We start from the raw sequence: 16,966 nt of genomic DNA on the forward strand, positions 1-16,966 counted from the left end.
GTGGGATGCGCAGGCGTTTTGCGTGGATTCGTTGGACGCCTTGCTTGATGCTTTTACGTCACAATATTGCCAAGCCTGTCGTCCCCGATGGGTACCCTGCTGCATTGTTGACGCCCCATGCACCCCCTGCCCGCTGAACCTGCCTGCCTCCTCCAGTCCCCGGTATTGATCATGCTGGCCAGCGCCGATGGCCTGACTGGCGCAGCGCTGTCCGCCGCCGAGGCGCTGCGCCCGGCGCTCGACGAGCGACTCGCTCGCCTCGACCGGCTGGACGCGCTGGACCGCTGCCTGGACTGGCTGCCAGTGGTGATGCCCGAGCCCCGGGCGCTGGAGCATCTGAGCCACGAACTCCTGCGTGCGGTCGCGCCCGCACTGCAAGGGCCCCGACACCGCGAATTGCAGCTCAGGTCGTCTGCTGTTCAGATCGGTATCGCGTGGAGCCACTTGCGCACCGGAGCCTGGGATACCGGCCACCCCGCCGGGCTGACCGAGCGGCTGGGTGTCCAGCAGGCCGACTGGCTTCGCAACGAGATGGCGTCGGTCATGCACCTGTGCTGGCGCGAGCCGCTCGACGAGCAGTTGCACGACACCGAGGAAGCGGCGGCACTGATCCGGCTGCTGCGCCTGTACGTGCTGCTGAACCTGGACACGTCGCTGGGTCGCTCGGCACAGCCAATGCTCAATGCGTGTGCGCGGGCGCTGGGTTTGTGGGCCGAGGTCGAGCAGCGGCTGCCACAGTTGCCAACCCGCCCTGGGAGATCGACGGGACATCCAGTGGGGCTGTACGCGGTGCACGGGGACACCAACCAGGACGAGGCATCTGGCGCGGCGCAACCCCAGGATCCAGACACAGCGCACCAGGCCCTGCTGCAGGACAGCCGGCAAGCGCGTCAGCAGGCCACCCGCCAGGTGGCCGGTCACACCGACATCATCGCCGCGGTACAGCCTGCGTCGACGCCTTCCTCTCCGGGCTCGTTCCCGGCGGTGCCGAGGTCACTGGCGGGGGAAGTCGCGCTCACGGCGGCGCGGGAGGCGTCGGTCGCCGCGTCGAAGAGCGCCCTGGCCGCACACGAGGCCGTGCTGGCCGAGCGGTTTACACCGGCGGCGCTGGAGGCGCTGCGCCCGCACAGCCGGTGGCAGGTGATCCGCGAGCCGATCCCGGAGATGCGCGACAAGGACGACCGGCTGACGCTGGCGTCGTACGAGGGGCTGCGGGTACCGCTGCCGCTGGTGTTGCTGCCGGAGGTGGCCGAGCTGCAGGCGCGCATCACGCAGCTGCACGGAGAGTTTCCGTGGGCGACCCGGGCGATCGAGGTCGCGGCCGGCGAGATGCTGGCACGGCGTCGGCTGGGGGCTGTGAGTTTTGCGTGGGCGCCGATCCTGCTGGTGGGTCCGCCCGGCACGGGCAAGACCCGGCTGGCGCGGCGACTGGCCGAGGTCATGGGGCTGGTGTTCCTGCCGCTCGGGGTGGGAGGCAGCAGCGACAGCCGGCTGCTGACGGGCACGAGCCGGGGCTGGGCCAGTGGCGAACCCTCCCCGATCGTGCGCGCGCTGCGTGACCGGCGTCTGGCGCAGATCCTGGTGCTGCTGGACGAGGTGGACAAGTGCAGCACGCACGGCAGCACCCGCACCGTGAATGCGGCGCCGATGCAGGCCGCCCTGCTCGGGCTGCTGGAGCCGGAGTCGAGCCGGAACTGGATCGACGGCTACCTGCAGGTGCCGTGTGACCTGAGCAAGCTGCTGTTCGTCGCGACCGCCAACCGGCTGGGCACGATCGAGGCGGCGCTGCTGTCACGGCTGCAGCCGGTGCTGGTGCCGACACCCGAGCGGCAGCACTACCCGGTGATCGTGCAGCAGGTGGTGCGGGACGTGGCGAGCGACTGGGGGTTGCCGGTCGAGGTGATGCCGGCGCTGGATGTGTCGGGCCTGGCGCGGGCGGCGGGCTCGGTGCGGGAACTCGTGCGGCTGGTCCGGCGGGAGATCGTGCGCGAGGTGTCGGTGTCGGGCGCGCCGCATTGAACAGGCGAAGGGGCCGCGATGAAACTGCTGATCCTGTCGGACCTGCACCTGGAGTTCCAGGCGAGGGCGTCGTCACCTGGCAATGTCGCAGTCAACGTCGCGGCCCATGTCGCGGATGGTTTCGATGCGGTGGTGCTGGCCGGTGACATCCAGGCGCCGGGTCACCGGGGCGTGGCCTGGGCGGTGGCGGAGCCTGCGTTCGCAGGCAAGCCGGTGTTCTATGTGCCGGGCAACCACGAGTATTACGGACAGGTCTGGGCCAAGGAGCTGGCGGCGATGCGCGCCGCGGCCCAGGGCACGAACGTGCAGGTGCTGGACCGGGACGTGGTGACGCTCGTGTCTGGCGTGGAGTCAGACGCAGGGCAGGAGCCGGTGCGGGTGCTCGGGACGACGCTGTGGACGGATTTCAGGCTGAAGGTGCTGGGTGCGGACGGTCAGTGGCGGCGGGACGCGCGGCTGGCGGCGGCCGAGGCCGGGGTGGGGTTGAATGATTTCAGCGTCATCCGGGTGCAGCGTTCGGCGCCGGAGTCGGGCGTGCGGCGGCTGCGGCCACTGGACACGGTGCAGTGGCACCACGCCGCGCGGCAGTGGCTGCTCGCCCGGCTGGCCGAGCCGTGGGCCGGGCGGACCGTGGTGGTCACGCACCATGCGCCGCATCCAGGTTCGCTGGCGGGGTGTTTCGAGCGCAGCGGGTTGAGCCCGGCGTTCGTGAACGATCTGCCCGCGGCGTGTTTCCAGGGCGTCGACCTGTGGGTGCATGGGCACACGCATGACAGCTTCGACTATGCAGTAGACCGGCCGGACGGCGGGACGTGCAGGGTGGTGTGCAATCCGCGCGGTTACGTGCGCTGGGACGGGACACTGGAGAACCGGGCGTTCAAGCCCGGGTGGGTGGTGACGGTGTGAAGGAGCGGGCATGAAGGCACCACGCGAGGCGGAAGGGCCATCGGGAGAACCAGCCGGCGCCGGCACGGCTGGTCTGGCTGCAGCGCCGGGGGCGATCTGGCTGTGCGGGGATGTGCATGGTCGCTTCGAGCACCTGATCGATGCGGTGCTGCAGCCACCCCCAGGACAACGGCCGGCGGCGATCGTGCTGCTGGGGGATGTGCAGGCGTCTCGGCCGCTGGAGCTTGAACTCGCCGCCATCCTCCTGCATACCGAGGTGTGGTTCATCCACGGCAATCACGACACCGACTCAGACGCGGACCACGACCACCTGTTCGGCTCGGCACTGGCGGGGCGCAACCTGCATGGGCGGGTGGTCGAGGTCGCCGGGGTACGCATCGCCGGGCTGGGCGGGGTATTCAGGGGTCAGGTCTGGAGCCCGCCAAGTCCTTGGCAGTTCGAGACCGCCAGGGCATACACGGCATGGGCAGGGCGGGGCAACCGCTGGCGCGGGGGCTTGCCCCGGCGGCACCGCAGCACGATCTTCCCGGCGGAGGTGCAGACGCTGGGTCGGCAGCGGGCCGAGGTGCTCGTCACGCACGAGGCGCCAAGTGTGCATCCACACGGATTTGCGGTGATCGACGAGTTGGCCCGGGACCTGGGGGTGCGGCGGGCGTTCCATGGGCACCAGCACGATCGGCGGGACTACCGGGCCGAGTGGCCGCGGCTGGGGTTCGAGGCGCACGGGGTGGGACTGCGCGGCATCACGGCGCTCGATGGGCGGGTGATCCGGGCGGGGGATCTGGACAGGCCTTGGACGACAGACAGCTCACACAACCCAGGCTGAGGTGACGACGATCACCTCAGTGGTGATCGCCGACCGGTCTCGCAGGCGATCTACCTGGCGCTGGCGGTGCTGCTCAACAGCACGTGCGGCGTGGGCGACATCCTGATCGCCGTCACCGACGGTCCGAGGGCATCGGTGAAGCGCTGGAGGCACCTTGGCAATGGGCACTCAGAGACATCGACGGGACTGCTGATCGTTTGCTGGTGTTCAGGTCTGACGCAACATCGCAAAATTGAGCAGGTCGGAGTCCGTCACCTCTCCAGGCCACAGCACCCCTGCCAACCAGCGATTGAAGGTGCTACCCGCAATGCGGCTATCAATGCCGTCACGACGCCACGCCTTCGCGATAGGGCTAGCCACCTCTGGCAGGCGCTCCGTCTCGAACCTGGCGAGGCAGGCGTTGCGCTCCGTCTGGTCCATGGCCATGAATTGCGCACGCGCCTGCATGGCCTTGTGGTGGGCCCATTCTTCGCGCAAGCGCTGCAACTTCTCTTGAAGGCTGGGGACTGGCTGGGACAGGGGCCCGGCCGGCTTGGCATCGCCCTCGGCGACACCCGCGTACTGCTTCTTCAGGGCATCACGCAGATAGGCTTTGGGAGACTTCAATGGCGGCAGGGTGTCGTTCCTGTTGCGTTGCTCGACGTGTTCAACAGCCGCTCGCAATACCAGTTCCTCCGTTGATACGTAGAACTCCTCCGCATCCTGCCGCTTGATGCCGACACCGACGATTCGATCGACCAGCTCAAGGTCAAAGACAGCGGCGGCAGCCTGGGATGCCGCACCGTCTTGAGCCAATTTCGGCTTGGTAATGACACGGAACTGCAACTCCTCGACCTTGCGCCCACGCTTGTGCTCGACAACCTCCATGCGAAAGTCCTCGCTGAGCGTGTCCAGCTCTGCGAGGGCCTTCTTGATCGTGTCTCGATGAAAGATGCGGTAGTCCACCTTCACAAGATCGCTCCGCCCTGTGAGCACCGAGGCCCACCAGAGCACATCCTCGCGCATCGTCAGCTGTGCTGGGGAAGTCAGATAACGGGCCCCCAGTTCGTAAAGCACGGATGCGGCATAGCTGCGCATCTGGGAACTGATTTCCAGCAAGATCCGCGTGTAGTGCGCAGGACGAACCAAGTGCTCCCGTACGGCGTCTGGATAGCTCCAGGTGATGGTGCACGCCTTGCCTCGTCCTGGTTCGTCGATCATGACCGTCCCCAGCAACTGGGTGGATGTCCACCTCTTGCCTCCGCCACTGCTGGTATGCCACTCGATGGTGGTCGCCTGCATGTCACGGATGTGGGACTTCAACAGCTCGGTGTTGTTCGACGTGAATCGAGCGTCACTGATGAGTTCGGCCAGTGGCAATGCGTACGTCGGTTGGTCAACGCCTTGCCGTTGTGCGTGGTACAGGAACACGTTGTAGATCCGACGGGACAGCAAGGTCAGCTTGCCTCTCTTCGGTCGAATCGCAATGGCCTCATTGGCTTTTGAAACAGCCTGCTCACTGCTTGGCATCTGTCCACGTGACGATTTCTGTGGCTGCAGAGTGGTCGCTTCCAGCGCTTTGGGTGTGTGCGAGGTGTCTTGACGCATGGCCGAGGTAGTTTGCGAGGTCGCATTCCGCTTTCTGAACGAATTGTGAGTGTATCAATTCACAGAAGATCTCCGCACTGCAATTTTGCAGCGCCTTGAACTATTGAAAAACAATACTTGAATACTTGAAGAGTTGGTTCTAGAAAAAAGTCTTTTACAACAAAGACTTAGGTTCGTTTCGCGGAGTGGATATGGGATTCTTCCGGAGAACTTTTGGGGAAGTTGTGGAGTGGATATGGGGATCTTCGCACCCAAAGCAGAGAACTTTTGGGGAGGTTGTGGAGTGGATATGGGGATCTAGGGGTCTGGAGTGGCCTCCATGACAGGCGATCGGTCCTGTTCCCTTCCTGTCATGCCCGCAGGACACGGTGGTGGCCAGGGCCGGCCCTCGCGTTCGCGAGGAGGATGCACGAGAGGGGCACGATGGATCGTTGACGGGTCACCAAGAGGGCTTCCATGGATTGGTTAGAAGGGTGTTCCCCAAAAAATCTCACCGTCAATAATTAACGATGTTTCGCCAGTTCCACAAAACTTCTCACTCTCAGCAAGGCGCCGCAAAACTGAATTGCTGTCATTAGATGATTTTTGATAGACTTACCAAAAATCATCTAGATAGGAAATTATGAGCACTTCCTCAGACCCGCGCACGCCTGTTGTCGGGACTGGCAACCAGGTTGCCAACAACGCGTACTCCCAGGCATTTGCCCCGCGCAGTGCGATCAACATGCAGCGCATCCAGGCGCTGGCCACACGTGCTGCGAGCATGGTCGAGCAGATCAGAGGCCGGCTACTGGCACCAGAGTCGCGCAAGATCGCGCCGACCTACTCGACTGCGCAACTTGCTGTGCTGTGTGGGGTCGACAAAGCGCACGTGAACTACCGAGTCACCAAGGGGGACTTGCCTTCCGGCAAGTTGACACCTTCTGGCGGCAAGCGAGAGTTCACGCTGGCGGAGGCGCGCGTCTGGGCTCAGGCCTACCGCCAGGACAAGATGCGGCCCAACGGCCAGCGAGCCATCTGCATGGCAATTGCCAACTTCAAGGGGGGGGTCTCCAAGACGACGAGTGCCATGGTGCTGGCCCAGGGCTTGAGCCTGCGCGGGCACCGGGTGCTGGCCATCGACATTGATCCGCAAGGGTCGCTGACCACGCTCCACGGGGTCCTGCCTGAGACTGAAGTCACCGAGGAGATGACGATTTCTTCGCTGTGTCACGGGACCAGCAACGACATCACGCCTGCCATTCGTTCCACGTACTGGGATGGCATCGACCTGGTGGCCGCTGCCCCCTTTCTGTTCTCTGCCGAGTTCGCTTTGCCGGCGCGGCAGATGAGTGATTCCAGTGTCCGGTTCTGGGATGTGCTGAACCAAGGACTGGAGCCCGTGCGCGATCTGTACGACCTGATCATCATCGACACGCCGCCCTCCCTGTCTTACGTCACGATCAATGGCCTCTGGGCTGCGGATGGGGTGGTGGTGCCCGTACCGCCGTCCGGGCTTGATTTTGCGAGCTCTGCACAGTTCTGGTCCTTGCTCGCGGACCTGGGTGCCAATCTGGACCAGCAGGATCCGGAAGGGGCACAAAAGACCTTCGATTTCCTGCACATCCTGCTCAGCCGGGTTGACCACACCGATGCTGCCTCCCCGGCCGTTCGGCAGTGGATTCAAGCGACTTATGGCGAGTTCGTGCTGCCGGTCGAAATCCCCAAGACATCAGTCACCAGCAACAAGGCCGCCGAGTTCGCAACGGTCTACGACATCCAGAAGTACGACGGATCAGCCAAGACCTACAAGCGCGCCGCAGATGCCTACGATCGGTTTGTTGATCTTGTTGAGGAGTCCGTGGTGGAGGCATGGCGTGGACGCGCTGCCGGAGCTTGATGCCCCGACATGGTGTGGCAACCAGGTTGCCAGTCGTAGGACAGATCGTCTGGCAACCTGGTTGCCAGCATCGCAGGAACATTTGAAATGAGTACCAAATCGAAGCTGCTGGCCATGACGGAAAATCTCCACTTTCCGGACGAGGCTGCTACTGCACCAGCACCCACCGCGGTCGCAGCCGCTGCAGGCGCAACGGCCCATGGACCCGCAGAGTCACCGCAATTTCCGCCTGTCGTTGTCAATGGAACCAGGACGGCTCCGCGTACCGGACCCGGGCAGATGCTGCAGTTTCGCGGGCAGATGCTTGCGACGGAAAACGAACTGGGCAAGCTGAAGGAGCAGGTGAAGTCGTTCGAGGGGGCAGCCCCCACAAGGAAACTGGATCCCCATGTCATCGAACCCAGCCGATGGGCGAACCGGCATCCCGATTCGTTCAGCAACATCGCTTTCCTGCGACTGAAGCAGGACATCGAGCAAGCTGGTGGCAATGTCCAGCCGATCCTGGTGCGCCCGAGAACGGATCAGCCAGAGCGGTATGAAATCGTCTTTGGACATCGACGGCACCGCGCCTGTTCGGAGCTGGGGCTTCCCGTCCTGGCCATGATCGACACGACCTCGATCTCTGACCAGGAACTGTTCTCGGTGATGGACAGAGAGAATCGGGAGCGTGCCGACCTGTCTCCCTATGAACAGGGATCGATGTACCGCCGCGCCCTTGACCAGGGTTTGTATGTCTCTAACAGGCGCCTCGCAGAGGCCCTGGGGGTATCGCATACCTGGGTGGCCAACGTGCTGATGGTGGCTGATCTTCCGCTGGTCGTCCTGGAGTGCTTCAGCTCGCCGCTCGTGGTGCAGCACCGCCACGCCAAGGTTCTGCATGCTGCCCTGGAGCAGGACCGCAAGGGTGTACTGCGCCGAGCCGAGAAGCTGCGCCAACAAGTCCGCAAGCCATCACCGGCCGCGGTGATCGATGCTCTGCTGGCGGCTGCTGACAGCGAGGGGCTCGCGTCCCCTCCGCAGTCGATCACCGTGGATGGAAAGATCGTCGGGAAGTGGAGCAAGGACAAGGCTGGGCGTCTGAGCATCCTGATCGAATCCGGCATGCTCCGCGACGACCAGTCCGGAGACCTTGTCGCGCAGGCGATCGCCAAGGCATTGCAAGCCTGATTCACCTGAACCCCTGCGCGCAAGGCCAGTGGCAACCTGGTTGCCACTGGCCTTTGTGCAGAAAGCTCGGATGGCCTGGTTCGGCCGTTGAGCGCAAGAAAATTGTCGTTGTTCAACGCGGCGGCAGCCCACAGCGCTGCATGACCCCACAGAACCTCTGCGTCCTCATCTGATCGGTCGCCGACCAAGGCGGCGGTGCTGAACGAGTACCGTCTGAAGGTGGCCGAGGAGGTGCCCTATGGCCCTTCCCTGAACCGAAAGACGGGCCTGGGCCACAACACTTCCGCGCTCGACTTTCGCAGTTCATGGACGATCAGGACCACCTGCGCGGTAGCCTCGACAGCTACGCGCAGGGCTTCTCGGTCGATGTGCGTGCCACCTTCGAGCGCTTCGACTTAGCGGCGGCCGTCGAGCGGCTGCAGAAGGCGCGGCTGCTCTACCTCGTGACCGCTGATGCGGACCTGAATCGCTCGGCCGATCGCATCAGGGCAATGATTGAACGCATGTCGGGCTGAGCCGCACGCACGCATCACAGGGGCGCGCTGATGACTCAACTCAACACAACCAGCACTGCCGACGAGGACCGCTTCGCCGAAATCGTCCAGATCATCGAATTGACCCGACTGCAAACCGTACTGGGGGTCAACAGCGCCCTGGTCAAGCACTACTTTCAGCTTGGGGCGATCATCAGCCGCAGGGTCGCTGCCGCTGAATGGGGCGATGGCGTGATGACACAACTCGCCGCGTACATCGCCCGTACGCAGCGGGTTCTGCGTGGATTCACGCGGGCTAATCCATTCCGCATGCGGCAGTTCTACGAAGCGTATGCCCATGACCAAAAAGTCTCGGCACTGCCGAGACAATTGCCGTGGACCCACAATCTGATCATCCTTAGCCAGAACAAGTAGCCGGAAGAGCGCGAGTTCTACCTGCGCATGGCGATTCAGGAACGAAGGAGCAGCCGGACACTGTAGCGGCAGTTCAAGGCGGCCTTGTTCGAGCGTGTCGTGATGAACCCAGCCAGGGTGTCGTCCGTGGTGTTCCAACCGCATCCTGCGGCGCTGGACGTTTTCCGTGATGCGTACATGGTCGAGTTTCTCGGTCTTCCGGGTGATCACAGTGAAGCCGATCTGCACCGCTGATTGCTGGGCCAGTTGCGCAAGTTCCTCACCGAGTTGGGGTGGGACTTCTGCTTCGCCGGCTCGGAGTTCCCGCTGCAAGTGGGCGAGCGGGATTTCGCGGTCGACCTGCTGTTCTTCCACCGTGGGCCGGACTGTCCGGTGGCGATCGAACTGAAGGTGGGGCGGCTTCGAGCCGGAGCACCTGGGCAAGCTGTCGTTCTACCTGGAGACGCTGGACCAGGACGTGCGCGAGCCGCACAAGAACCCGACCATCAGCGTGCTGCTGTGCGCGAGCAAGGACGACGAGGTGGGGGAGTATGCGCTCAGCCGCAGCCTGTCACCGCGCTGATCGCCGAGTACCAGATGCAACGGCCCGACAAGCGGCTGTTGCAGCAGCAGAAACTGCATGAGTTCTATCAGCTCAATCTGAGCGATGCCGGAGGCGAGGCAGGCGTGAGTTTTCCGCGATCTGCGCATGACAAGGATTCCGGAGTTGATCTGGATTCCCACGAAAGATACTAACGTTGAAAGCTAGTCTGTCAATATTTTCGATCCGCGAGCTGCCGAATCACTCCCTCGCAAATGTTAGTGTCTTTTCCCTTCAGGGGATGTTTGTCGTTCGGCTGGGGATCCGGTCTTCTCAACCGCTATGGCACAGTACCGGTTGTCCAGCATCAAGCAGGCAAGGGCAAGAAGGTCGATCCGTCCTGTCGCGTCATCCGACTCGATCCACTTCTATCCTCAGGAACTCTTCTGCACGACTGTCGAGCCGGGTCTTGATTTGCTTCCAGTCCGGCATGTGGCGGCTGAGTGACGCGTAAAAGGCTCGGCTGTGGTTGTGGTGCCGTAGATGACACATCTCGTGCAGCAGCACATAGTCGATGGCTTCCCGTGGCGCTCTGACCAACCACGGGTTCAGCGTGATGCGCCCGGACGGTGAACAGCTCCCCCACTGAAGTTTCATGAATTGCAGCCGGATCGACGGCAACTCACGAACCCAGCGCAAGGGTTCGGCGACCACAGGGAGGCGCTGCGAAAAGACTTCGCGTGCTCGCTGGCGATACCAGGACATCAGGGCCGCGGCCACCATCGCCGGATCGCGCTCGGGAAGCGTCACTTCGATGAACGCACCATGCATGCGTGCCACCGGCTTGGCTGTCGGGTCGATCTGCACCTTCAGTCGGTAGCGGCGTCCGAGATACAGCATCGACTCACCGCTGACGTATTCATGGGGTGAAGCGTGGGCACGTTGGATGCGGAAGCCTTCGAGCTGCTGACTGATCCAGCGTGCGCGCCGCTTCACGCTGTCCAGCAGTCGCCCCACTTCGACCCCAAGTGGGGCATCCACCAGCACGCGGCCGTCCGGTTCGACGTGAATCGACAGCCGTTCTTGGCTGCGACCGGGCTGTTGGCGAACCTCTACCGAGATCACCTCGTCCCCATACCGGATGCGTAGAACCTGTGGTTCAGATGCGTCGAGTCCGGTACTCATGGGCGCCCCAGCCCGACGCGGGTGATTTGCACCACCTGCTCGACCACCTGCTTCGCTCGGTCCAGCCCGAATGCAGCGAACAGCAGCGGTAACAGCCCCTTGCGTATCGCTGCCTCAATGTTCTGTGGATTCAAGGAGTTCTCTGCCACCGCGTCGCGAACGATTGTGTCCATCTGGCGAGCCTTTGCCACTAGGCTCGTGCGTGCAGCTTCGTCCAGCGAGCCGAAAACCTCCTCACCCAGCACCAGGCGCATGGCGCCAAAGTAGGCCTGCGCGTGTGGCTGCTCGGCGAGTTCGTTCGGCACGCCCGGCGTTTCACGCGCTGCCACTTCGTCCTCGAACGCCCTGAACAGCGCGTACTGCTTCAAGGGGTGGTCGAACATCGCCTCGGCTTCTTCGATGGCCTTGCGCAGCAACTCGCCGAACACCTTCTGGGCATAGGGGTCGTCGGCCAGTTCCTGCTCAATGGTCTTGCGCAGCCGCGTGCGGATCATGTCCGTCTCGTTGCGGGTCTTGTCGTCCGACCACTGCGATGCGTCCTCGGGCCGGCCCAGCTGGTGCACCAGGTAGACGCCCTGGGGCTCACGTACCTCTTCACCGATGACCTGCTTGTCGACCAGGCGCCGGATCTGCTCCTCGTAGGCGCTGTAGTCCACCGTCTCCATCGCATCGCGCCGCGCGGTCTGTCGCAAGTCGGCGAAGAACTTCAGGTCGCGCTTGTACTGGGCGATCGAGGCTTCGCTGAAGCTCTTGTCCTCGAAGAAGCTGCGTGAGGACAAGGCCGTCTGCAGGCACAGACCGAACTCGGTCAAGGCTTCGGAGAAGTCGTCGCGCAGCTTCTGCCGCTCGTCGTATTCTTGGCCATCCGTGTCCGTGACAAACCGCGGCGCCAGCACGTGCCGATACTGTTCGGGGTCGAGCTTGTTCACCACGTCCTTGAAGAACGACCACAGCCCGTCGTGCAGTGCCGGCAGGCGCTTGTACTCGGTGCTGAGCTGCTGATAGAGCCCGTCGATGTCGGCCACATCGAAGCCGCCCTGGGTGCGCGATTCCAGGTCCTGGTAGGCCCGAATCGAGGTGTCGAGTTCTTCCAGGACGCCGCGGTAGTCCACCAGCACGCCATAGCGCTTGGCGTCGTGCAGGCGGTTCACGCGCGCCACCGCCTGAATCAGGCTGTGGCCCTTCAGCGGCTTGTCGATGTAGAGCACGGTGTTGCGGGGCTCATCGAAACCGGTGAGCAGCTTGTCGACCACGATCAGGAGGTCCGGACCGTCGTCGGTGCCGAACTCCGCCACCACCTGTTTCTCGTAGGCTTCCGCGTCCAGGCCCTCCCTTTGCAGAGTTGCGAGCACGGTCTGCTTCCACCACTTCTGCACCTCCGGCAGCGAGTCTTCGTCGACGTCGGCGTTGCCCTCGCGGGTATCGGGCGGCGACATGACGATGGCACTGGACACCAGGCCCGTCTGGTCCAGGGCCTGCTTGTAGCGGATCGCGTCGAGCTTGCTGTTGGTGGCCACCTGGCCCTTGAGCCCCTGGTTCAGACTCTTGATGTTGTTGCTGAAGTGGGTGGCGATGTCCCAGGCGATCAATTCCAGCCGACCCGCAGCGCCATGGATGGCGCCCTTCTTGGCGAACTTGCGCTTCAGGTCTGCCCGTTGGGCATCGCTCAGGCCGGCGGTGATCTTGTCGAACCAACGGTTCACCGCCTGCTCGTTGATCGTCAGCTCGGGCACGCGCTCCTCGTAGAGCAGCGGGGCCACCGTCTCGTCTTCCACCGCGCGCTGCATCGTGTAGGCGTGGACGATGGGACCGAACTTGTTGGTGGTCTTCTCGTCCTTCAACAGTGGCGTGCCGGTGAAGGCGATGTAGGCCGCCCGGGGCAGTGCCTTCTTCATCCGTTCATGGATTTCGCCGCCATGGCTGCGGTGACCCTCGTCCACCAACACCAGCAGGTCGGGTGAGTCGTTGCGGCACTCGGGCAGCTTGGACGCGGTGTTGAACTTCTGCACCAGGCTGAAGGTGATGCGCTCCGTGCCGCTACCGATGCGGCGCGCCAGGTCGCGGCCCGTGGCGGCCTTGCTCTTCTCGCCGTCCTTCTGCGACGCGATGGCTGAACCGAACGCGCCACCACTGACGAAGTTGCGCGAGAGCTGGCTTTCCAGGTCGACCCGGTCGGTCACCACCACCACACGGCACTCGGCCAGGCACGCGTCCAGCACCAAGGCCTTGGTGAGAAAGACCATGGTGAAACTTTTGCCCGAGCCGGTGGTGTGCCACACCACGCCCCCCTGGCGCGCACCGTCGGGGCGGAAGGTCACCAGCCGCGCCATCAGGGCACGGATGCCAAAGAACTGCTGGTAGCGCGCCACCAGCTTGCCCACCTTGCGATCGAAGAGCACGAAGCTCCGCAGGAATTCCAGCAGACGTTGTGGTGTCAGCAGGCCCGCCATCAGGCGGTCCTGCTCGGTGAGTTGCATGGGCTGCGACCAGAGCGCCGCGAAGTAGTCGACCAGGTGCTGCGGCTTGCCGGCGAACAGAGCGGCCTGCACGTTGGCGGGCAAAGGCTGATTCTTGACCGCCGCCAGGTGCGCGTCGCCCCACTCCTCCTCGCGCCACTTGGCCCAGAACTTCTTGGGCGTGCCGGTGGTGCCGTAGCGTGCTTCAGTCTGGCTCACGGCCAGCAGCAGTTGCGCCACGGCGAACAGGTGGGGCACCTCGTCGGCCCGCTGGTTGCGCAGTTGCTGGCTGATGCCCTCGGCAACCATGGGCTCGCGCGTGTGGCCGCCCTCGGGCCGCTTGGCCTCGATCACGACCAGCGGCAGGCCGTTGACGAAGCACACCACGTCGGGCGTGCGGTGGTGCGTTCCCTGAGCGGACAGCACCTCCAGTTCCTCGGTCACGTCCCACAGGTTGGCGGCAGGGTCGGCCCAGTCGATCACCGCGATGGTGGGCTGATGCTTCTTGCCGTCGGGCATGAATTCGGTGACGGTGATGCCCAGTGCCAGCTTGCCGTACAGCCGCTCGTTGGCAGGCATCAGCCCCTCGGCCAGGTTGAGTCCCGACAACTCGCGCAGCACCTGCTCAATGCCACTGCTCGACAGCGGGTACCACTGGCCCTTGTACTCGTAGCGCCGGGTCTGCAGCACCTCGACCAGCCGCGGGCGCAGCAGGACATCGCGTGTGCCGCCACGCAGTGCCAGCGCCTGTGCCGTGCTCAGGAAGTTCCAGCCGAGATTGCACAGCAGGTGCAGTGCGGGCAGGTGGGCGCTGTACTGTTCGCGCGTATCGGGGGCTGCCTGCATCGTGTCAGCTCCGCTGCAGACGGGCAGCGTCGTCCAGGGCCACGCGTTCGCGCTCGATTTCGGCCCGCAGTTCGTCCTCACTGGGCAGGATCAGCCGGTACTTGCTGGCAAACAGTTGTTCGCTGCCGTTCAGCACCGAATAGCGCACCACCGAATGGTCCTTCTCTTCGCACAGCAGGATGCCGACCGTGGGGTTGTCACCCTCGTTGCGCCTGAGGTCGTCGTACATGCGCACGTACATGTCCATCTGGCCAATGTCCTGGTGGCTGAGCCGGCCGGTCTTCAGGTCGATCAGCACGAAGCAGCGCAGCAGGTAGTTGTAGAAGACCAGGTCGATGTAGAAATCCTGCGACTCGGTGCTGATGCGCTGTTGTCGGGCGACGAAGGCGAAGCCCTTGCCCAGTTCCAGCAGGAAGGCCTGCAGCTTGTCCATCAGCGCCTGTTCGAGGTTGGACTCCAGCAGGCGGCCAGCGCCGGGCAGGCCCAGGAATTCCAGCATCACGGGGTCACGCACGAAGTCACGTGGCGCGGCAGGCAGCGCTGCGATATTGGCGGCGGCCTCGGCCGCCACGGCTGGTTTGTCGGCGCTGAGCAGCAGCCGTTCGTAGTACAAGGTGCTGATCTGGCGGTCCAGCGCGCGGGCACTCCAGTTCTGGGTGGCGGCCTCGCGCACGTACCACTGGCGCGCGGGCTCGCTGGTGACCCGTAGCAGGCTGCGGTAGTGGGTCCAGCTCAATTCGGTACGCACTGCGTTCCAGATCGGGAAGGCCTGGAAGAACGCGCGCATGTGGCGCAGGTTGCGTTCGTCGAAGCCCTTGCCAAACTCCCGTGCCAGCGTTTCCGCCAGCCTGGGCACCAGCCGTTTGCCGTAGGCTGCACGGGCCTCGCCGCCCTGCTCGAACTCCACGATGTGGCGGCCGATCTCCCAGCAGGTCTGCACCTGCACCATGTCCACCGCGCGCAACGCGCGCTGACGTCCTTGGTGGATGAGGGTGCGCAGGGTATCCAGTAAACCGGCGGGCGGTGCCGCTTCGGCGACTACCGGCGATTGGGGTGGCGATGCCACGATTTTGACGGGCGCAGTATTCTTCTTCATGGCGTCGATACCGCTTCGGCGTTCAGCTTGACGCGGCGCTTGCCGGTGAGCAGGTCGGCCATCAGTGCCGCCTTCTCCTGCTTCAGTCGCTCGATCTGCGCGGCGATGAGTTCGACCTCACGCCGTGCCGTGTCCAGTACCTCGACGATGCGCTGCTGGACAGGCAACGGCGGAATGTTGAACGGCCACTTCAGCCAGCGCTCGGTCTTGAAGATCATCTTCTCGACATGTACGCCGATGCTCGAATGGAAGCAGGTCTGCTGGAAGTAGCGCGACTCGGAAAGGTAGCGCAAGAAACGCAGGTCGATCTGTCCGTCGCTGTTGAGCACCGCGTACTCGTTGGACACCACGGCGCCGTCCAGTTCAGCCGGCACGATGCCGCATGCACCGTGGACGATCTGGCGCTTGGAGATCAGGAAGTCGCCGGTGCGGACGTAGAACTGCGATGGCGTCTTAATCTCGCGTCCGGTCAAGGTTTCGCGCAGCTCAACGCCGCCGCGTGAGCGCTTGACGGTGACCAATCGGTACTCGTCGTCCGCGCGCAGTGATGCGGGTCGGCGCACTTCCGTCAGGTGCTCTCCTAGGGTGATGCGCCGCCAGCCCTCAGGTGCTCTTGGGAGATTCGGAATGCCTGGTTGGACGGATGCCGGATAACCCCCGTTGTCGGCCTCGCTCTTGAGTCCTGGGATGGCTGGCGGCAGATGAAGCACAATCGCCAGCAATGCCTTCAGTTGAGCTTGTCTATTGCCAAACAGTGCTTCAGTGCATCGAATCGATTCGTTCCAAACGTCAAGCGTCCGCGAGATCCGCTTTTGCTCATCAAGGGGCGGCCATAAAAGGCGGAGGCTTGCAAATCTCGATACGCCCAAGTGCGCTATTGAGGTCGTCTTCTTCGCAATTGATTGAAACGTACCGTCATAGAGGCATTGCTGAAATAGCTTCAAAGCGAAGGATGGATCAACGCGGCTCGATGGTCTAAATCGGATAAGCGTATTCTGAAAGCAACATTCTCTCGGTTCACCCTCGTAAAGCGCAGGACGCCCAACCAGTTCAAAGCTTTGACCTTCATTCAGAAGGATGTCGCCGGATTTCAGCTGGTATCTCTCAAACTCCTTATCGGTGAACCGCATCTTGTTCACATCAGACGTGTCAATGCGTCCATCAAACACGTTGGCTACACGCAGATACGGGCGCAGGGAACCATCAACAAAGTCTGGGCTTCGCTGGCGGCCTGCCTGAACGAGACCGAGTTCCTCGACGGCTCGGACTTCCCAATCACTAGGTTGCATCGCTCCGCCCCTTCTTTTTCGCGAGCTTCTTGGCCACCTGCCCAAGCACCGTCACGCCCTGCTCGTCGCCCGAGGGCGCCTGCTGCATCCGCGCTGCGTAGGCCTTGCCATCGGCATCCACCGTGGCCCGCCGCTGCATGGCGTAGCTCTCGAACAGGACGGCAGCCAGGGTGTAGTGGCCGATCTGCCGGCTGACCTGACGCTCACCCTCCTGGCGAACCATTCGGAATTTCCGAATGGGTACCTCAGGCTGGATCCGGCTCGGTGAGAGTGTGGCTGGCT

The 16,966-nt window shown here is 63.5% G+C and carries 14 protein-coding genes; 8 read left to right on the plus strand and 6 right to left on the minus strand.

The genetic code is table 11. From position 1 onward, the window contains the following. Positions 1 to 117 precede the first annotated feature (117 nt). Genes HZU84_RS15585 through HZU84_RS15595 form a run of 3 tightly spaced genes read left to right on the plus strand, consistent with a single transcriptional unit; the run spans position 118 to position 3,751 of the window. Entirely contained in the window at positions 118 to 2,019 is a 1,902-nt protein-coding gene (locus HZU84_RS15585; RefSeq protein WP_149505481.1) for an AAA family ATPase, read from the plus strand. A gap of 18 nt (positions 2,020 to 2,037) precedes the next feature. After that, positions 2,038 to 2,925: a metallophosphoesterase gene (locus HZU84_RS15590; RefSeq protein WP_149505482.1), complete on the plus strand. Its 888-nt coding sequence runs from the start codon at positions 2,038 to 2,040 to the stop codon at positions 2,923 to 2,925. A gap of 10 nt (positions 2,926 to 2,935) precedes the next feature. Beyond that, a complete protein-coding gene (locus tag HZU84_RS15595) occupies positions 2,936 to 3,751 on the plus strand; it encodes a metallophosphoesterase family protein (RefSeq protein WP_180692995.1) in 816 nt (271 codons plus the stop codon). 207 nt (positions 3,752 to 3,958) lie between these two features. Here the strand turns inward: HZU84_RS15595 and HZU84_RS15600 are convergent, their stop codons facing one another. Next, entirely contained in the window at positions 3,959 to 5,338 is a 1,380-nt protein-coding gene (locus HZU84_RS15600) for a replication initiation protein (protein ID WP_244954561.1), read from the minus strand. Between the two features lie 622 nt (positions 5,339 to 5,960). On the opposite strand from HZU84_RS15600, the gene HZU84_RS15605 reads away from it, so the two are divergent. The 5 genes from HZU84_RS15605 to HZU84_RS21215 all read left to right on the plus strand — a co-directional run bounded on the left by HZU84_RS15605 (position 5,961) and on the right by HZU84_RS21215 (position 10,027). Continuing rightward, entirely contained in the window at positions 5,961 to 7,217 is a 1,257-nt protein-coding gene (locus tag HZU84_RS15605) for an AAA family ATPase (protein WP_219340967.1), read from the plus strand. A gap of 87 nt (positions 7,218 to 7,304) precedes the next feature. Further along, a complete protein-coding gene (locus tag HZU84_RS15610) occupies positions 7,305 to 8,384 on the plus strand; it encodes a ParB/RepB/Spo0J family partition protein (protein ID WP_257644623.1) in 1,080 nt (359 codons plus the stop codon). A 305-nt stretch (positions 8,385 to 8,689) separates the two neighbouring features. Continuing rightward, positions 8,690 to 8,899, plus strand: a complete 210-nt coding sequence (locus HZU84_RS15615) for a hypothetical protein (RefSeq protein ID WP_149505427.1) — start codon at positions 8,690 to 8,692, stop codon at positions 8,897 to 8,899. Between the two features lie 30 nt (positions 8,900 to 8,929). Then, a complete protein-coding gene (locus tag HZU84_RS20305; RefSeq protein ID WP_219340968.1) occupies positions 8,930 to 9,292 on the plus strand; it encodes a DUF1016 N-terminal domain-containing protein in 363 nt (120 codons plus the stop codon). 234 nt (positions 9,293 to 9,526) lie between these two features. Further along, positions 9,527 to 10,027 carry a PDDEXK nuclease domain-containing protein gene (locus tag HZU84_RS21215; protein WP_219340969.1) on the plus strand — a complete coding sequence of 167 codons (501 nt, stop codon included), beginning with the start codon at positions 9,527 to 9,529 and terminating at the stop codon, positions 10,025 to 10,027. A 193-nt stretch (positions 10,028 to 10,220) separates the two neighbouring features. On the opposite strand, the gene HZU84_RS15625 is transcribed toward HZU84_RS21215, so the two are convergent. From HZU84_RS15625 to HZU84_RS20315, 5 genes are read right to left on the minus strand one after another with little or no spacing between them, the layout of a single operon-like run. Beyond that, on the minus strand, positions 10,221 to 10,997 hold the full coding sequence (locus HZU84_RS15625) for a M48 family metallopeptidase (RefSeq protein ID WP_149505428.1): 777 nt from the start codon (positions 10,995 to 10,997) through the stop codon (positions 10,221 to 10,223). Continuing rightward, a complete protein-coding gene (locus HZU84_RS15630) occupies positions 10,994 to 14,299 on the minus strand; it encodes a type I restriction endonuclease subunit R (protein WP_149505429.1) in 3,306 nt (1,101 codons plus the stop codon). The genes HZU84_RS15625 and HZU84_RS15630 overlap by 4 nt, the downstream gene beginning before the upstream one ends. Before the next feature lie 4 nt (positions 14,300 to 14,303). Continuing rightward, positions 14,304 to 15,395, minus strand: coding sequence for a PDDEXK nuclease domain-containing protein (locus tag HZU84_RS15635; protein ID WP_149505430.1), 1,092 nt, complete (start codon positions 15,393 to 15,395; stop codon positions 14,304 to 14,306). After that, the gene (locus HZU84_RS15640; RefSeq protein WP_149505431.1) at positions 15,392 to 16,684 is read right to left on the minus strand and encodes a restriction endonuclease subunit S; all 1,293 of its coding nucleotides are present in this window, start codon (positions 16,682 to 16,684) and stop codon (positions 15,392 to 15,394) included. The genes HZU84_RS15635 and HZU84_RS15640 overlap by 4 nt, the downstream gene beginning before the upstream one ends. After that, positions 16,674 to 16,907, minus strand: coding sequence for a hypothetical protein (locus HZU84_RS20315; RefSeq protein WP_219340970.1), 234 nt, complete (start codon positions 16,905 to 16,907; stop codon positions 16,674 to 16,676). The genes HZU84_RS15640 and HZU84_RS20315 overlap by 11 nt, the downstream gene beginning before the upstream one ends. Between the last annotated feature and the right edge of the window lie 59 nt (positions 16,908 to 16,966).

The organism is Sphaerotilus sulfidivorans (genome assembly GCF_013426975.1).
Taxonomy (GTDB): domain Bacteria; phylum Pseudomonadota; class Gammaproteobacteria; order Burkholderiales; family Burkholderiaceae_C; genus Sphaerotilus; species Sphaerotilus sulfidivorans.

Excerpts from the sequence above, each read along its gene's own strand:
- HZU84_RS15585 (WP_149505481.1), top strand. The coding sequence starts at position 118 with ATGCACCCCCTGCCCGCTGAACCTGCCTGCCTCCTCCAGTCCCCGGTA.
- HZU84_RS15590 (WP_149505482.1), top strand. The coding sequence starts at position 2,038 with ATGAAACTGCTGATCCTGTCGGACCTGCACCTGGAGTTCCAGGCGAGG.
- HZU84_RS15595 (WP_180692995.1), top strand. The coding sequence starts at position 2,936 with ATGAAGGCACCACGCGAGGCGGAAGGGCCATCGGGAGAACCAGCCGGC.
- HZU84_RS15600 (WP_244954561.1), bottom strand. The coding sequence starts at position 5,338 with ATGCGTCAAGACACCTCGCACACACCCAAAGCGCTGGAAGCGACCACT.
- HZU84_RS15605 (WP_219340967.1), top strand. The coding sequence starts at position 5,961 with ATGAGCACTTCCTCAGACCCGCGCACGCCTGTTGTCGGGACTGGCAAC.
- HZU84_RS15610 (WP_257644623.1), top strand. The coding sequence starts at position 7,305 with ATGAGTACCAAATCGAAGCTGCTGGCCATGACGGAAAATCTCCACTTT.
- HZU84_RS15615 (WP_149505427.1), top strand. The coding sequence starts at position 8,690 with ATGGACGATCAGGACCACCTGCGCGGTAGCCTCGACAGCTACGCGCAG.
- HZU84_RS20305 (WP_219340968.1), top strand. The coding sequence starts at position 8,930 with ATGACTCAACTCAACACAACCAGCACTGCCGACGAGGACCGCTTCGCC.
- HZU84_RS15625 (WP_149505428.1), bottom strand. The coding sequence starts at position 10,997 with ATGAGTACCGGACTCGACGCATCTGAACCACAGGTTCTACGCATCCGG.
- HZU84_RS15630 (WP_149505429.1), bottom strand. The coding sequence starts at position 14,299 with ATGCAGGCAGCCCCCGATACGCGCGAACAGTACAGCGCCCACCTGCCC.
- HZU84_RS15635 (WP_149505430.1), bottom strand. The coding sequence starts at position 15,395 with ATGAAGAAGAATACTGCGCCCGTCAAAATCGTGGCATCGCCACCCCAA.
- HZU84_RS15640 (WP_149505431.1), bottom strand. The coding sequence starts at position 16,684 with ATGCAACCTAGTGATTGGGAAGTCCGAGCCGTCGAGGAACTCGGTCTC.
- HZU84_RS20315 (WP_219340970.1), bottom strand. The coding sequence starts at position 16,907 with ATGGTTCGCCAGGAGGGTGAGCGTCAGGTCAGCCGGCAGATCGGCCAC.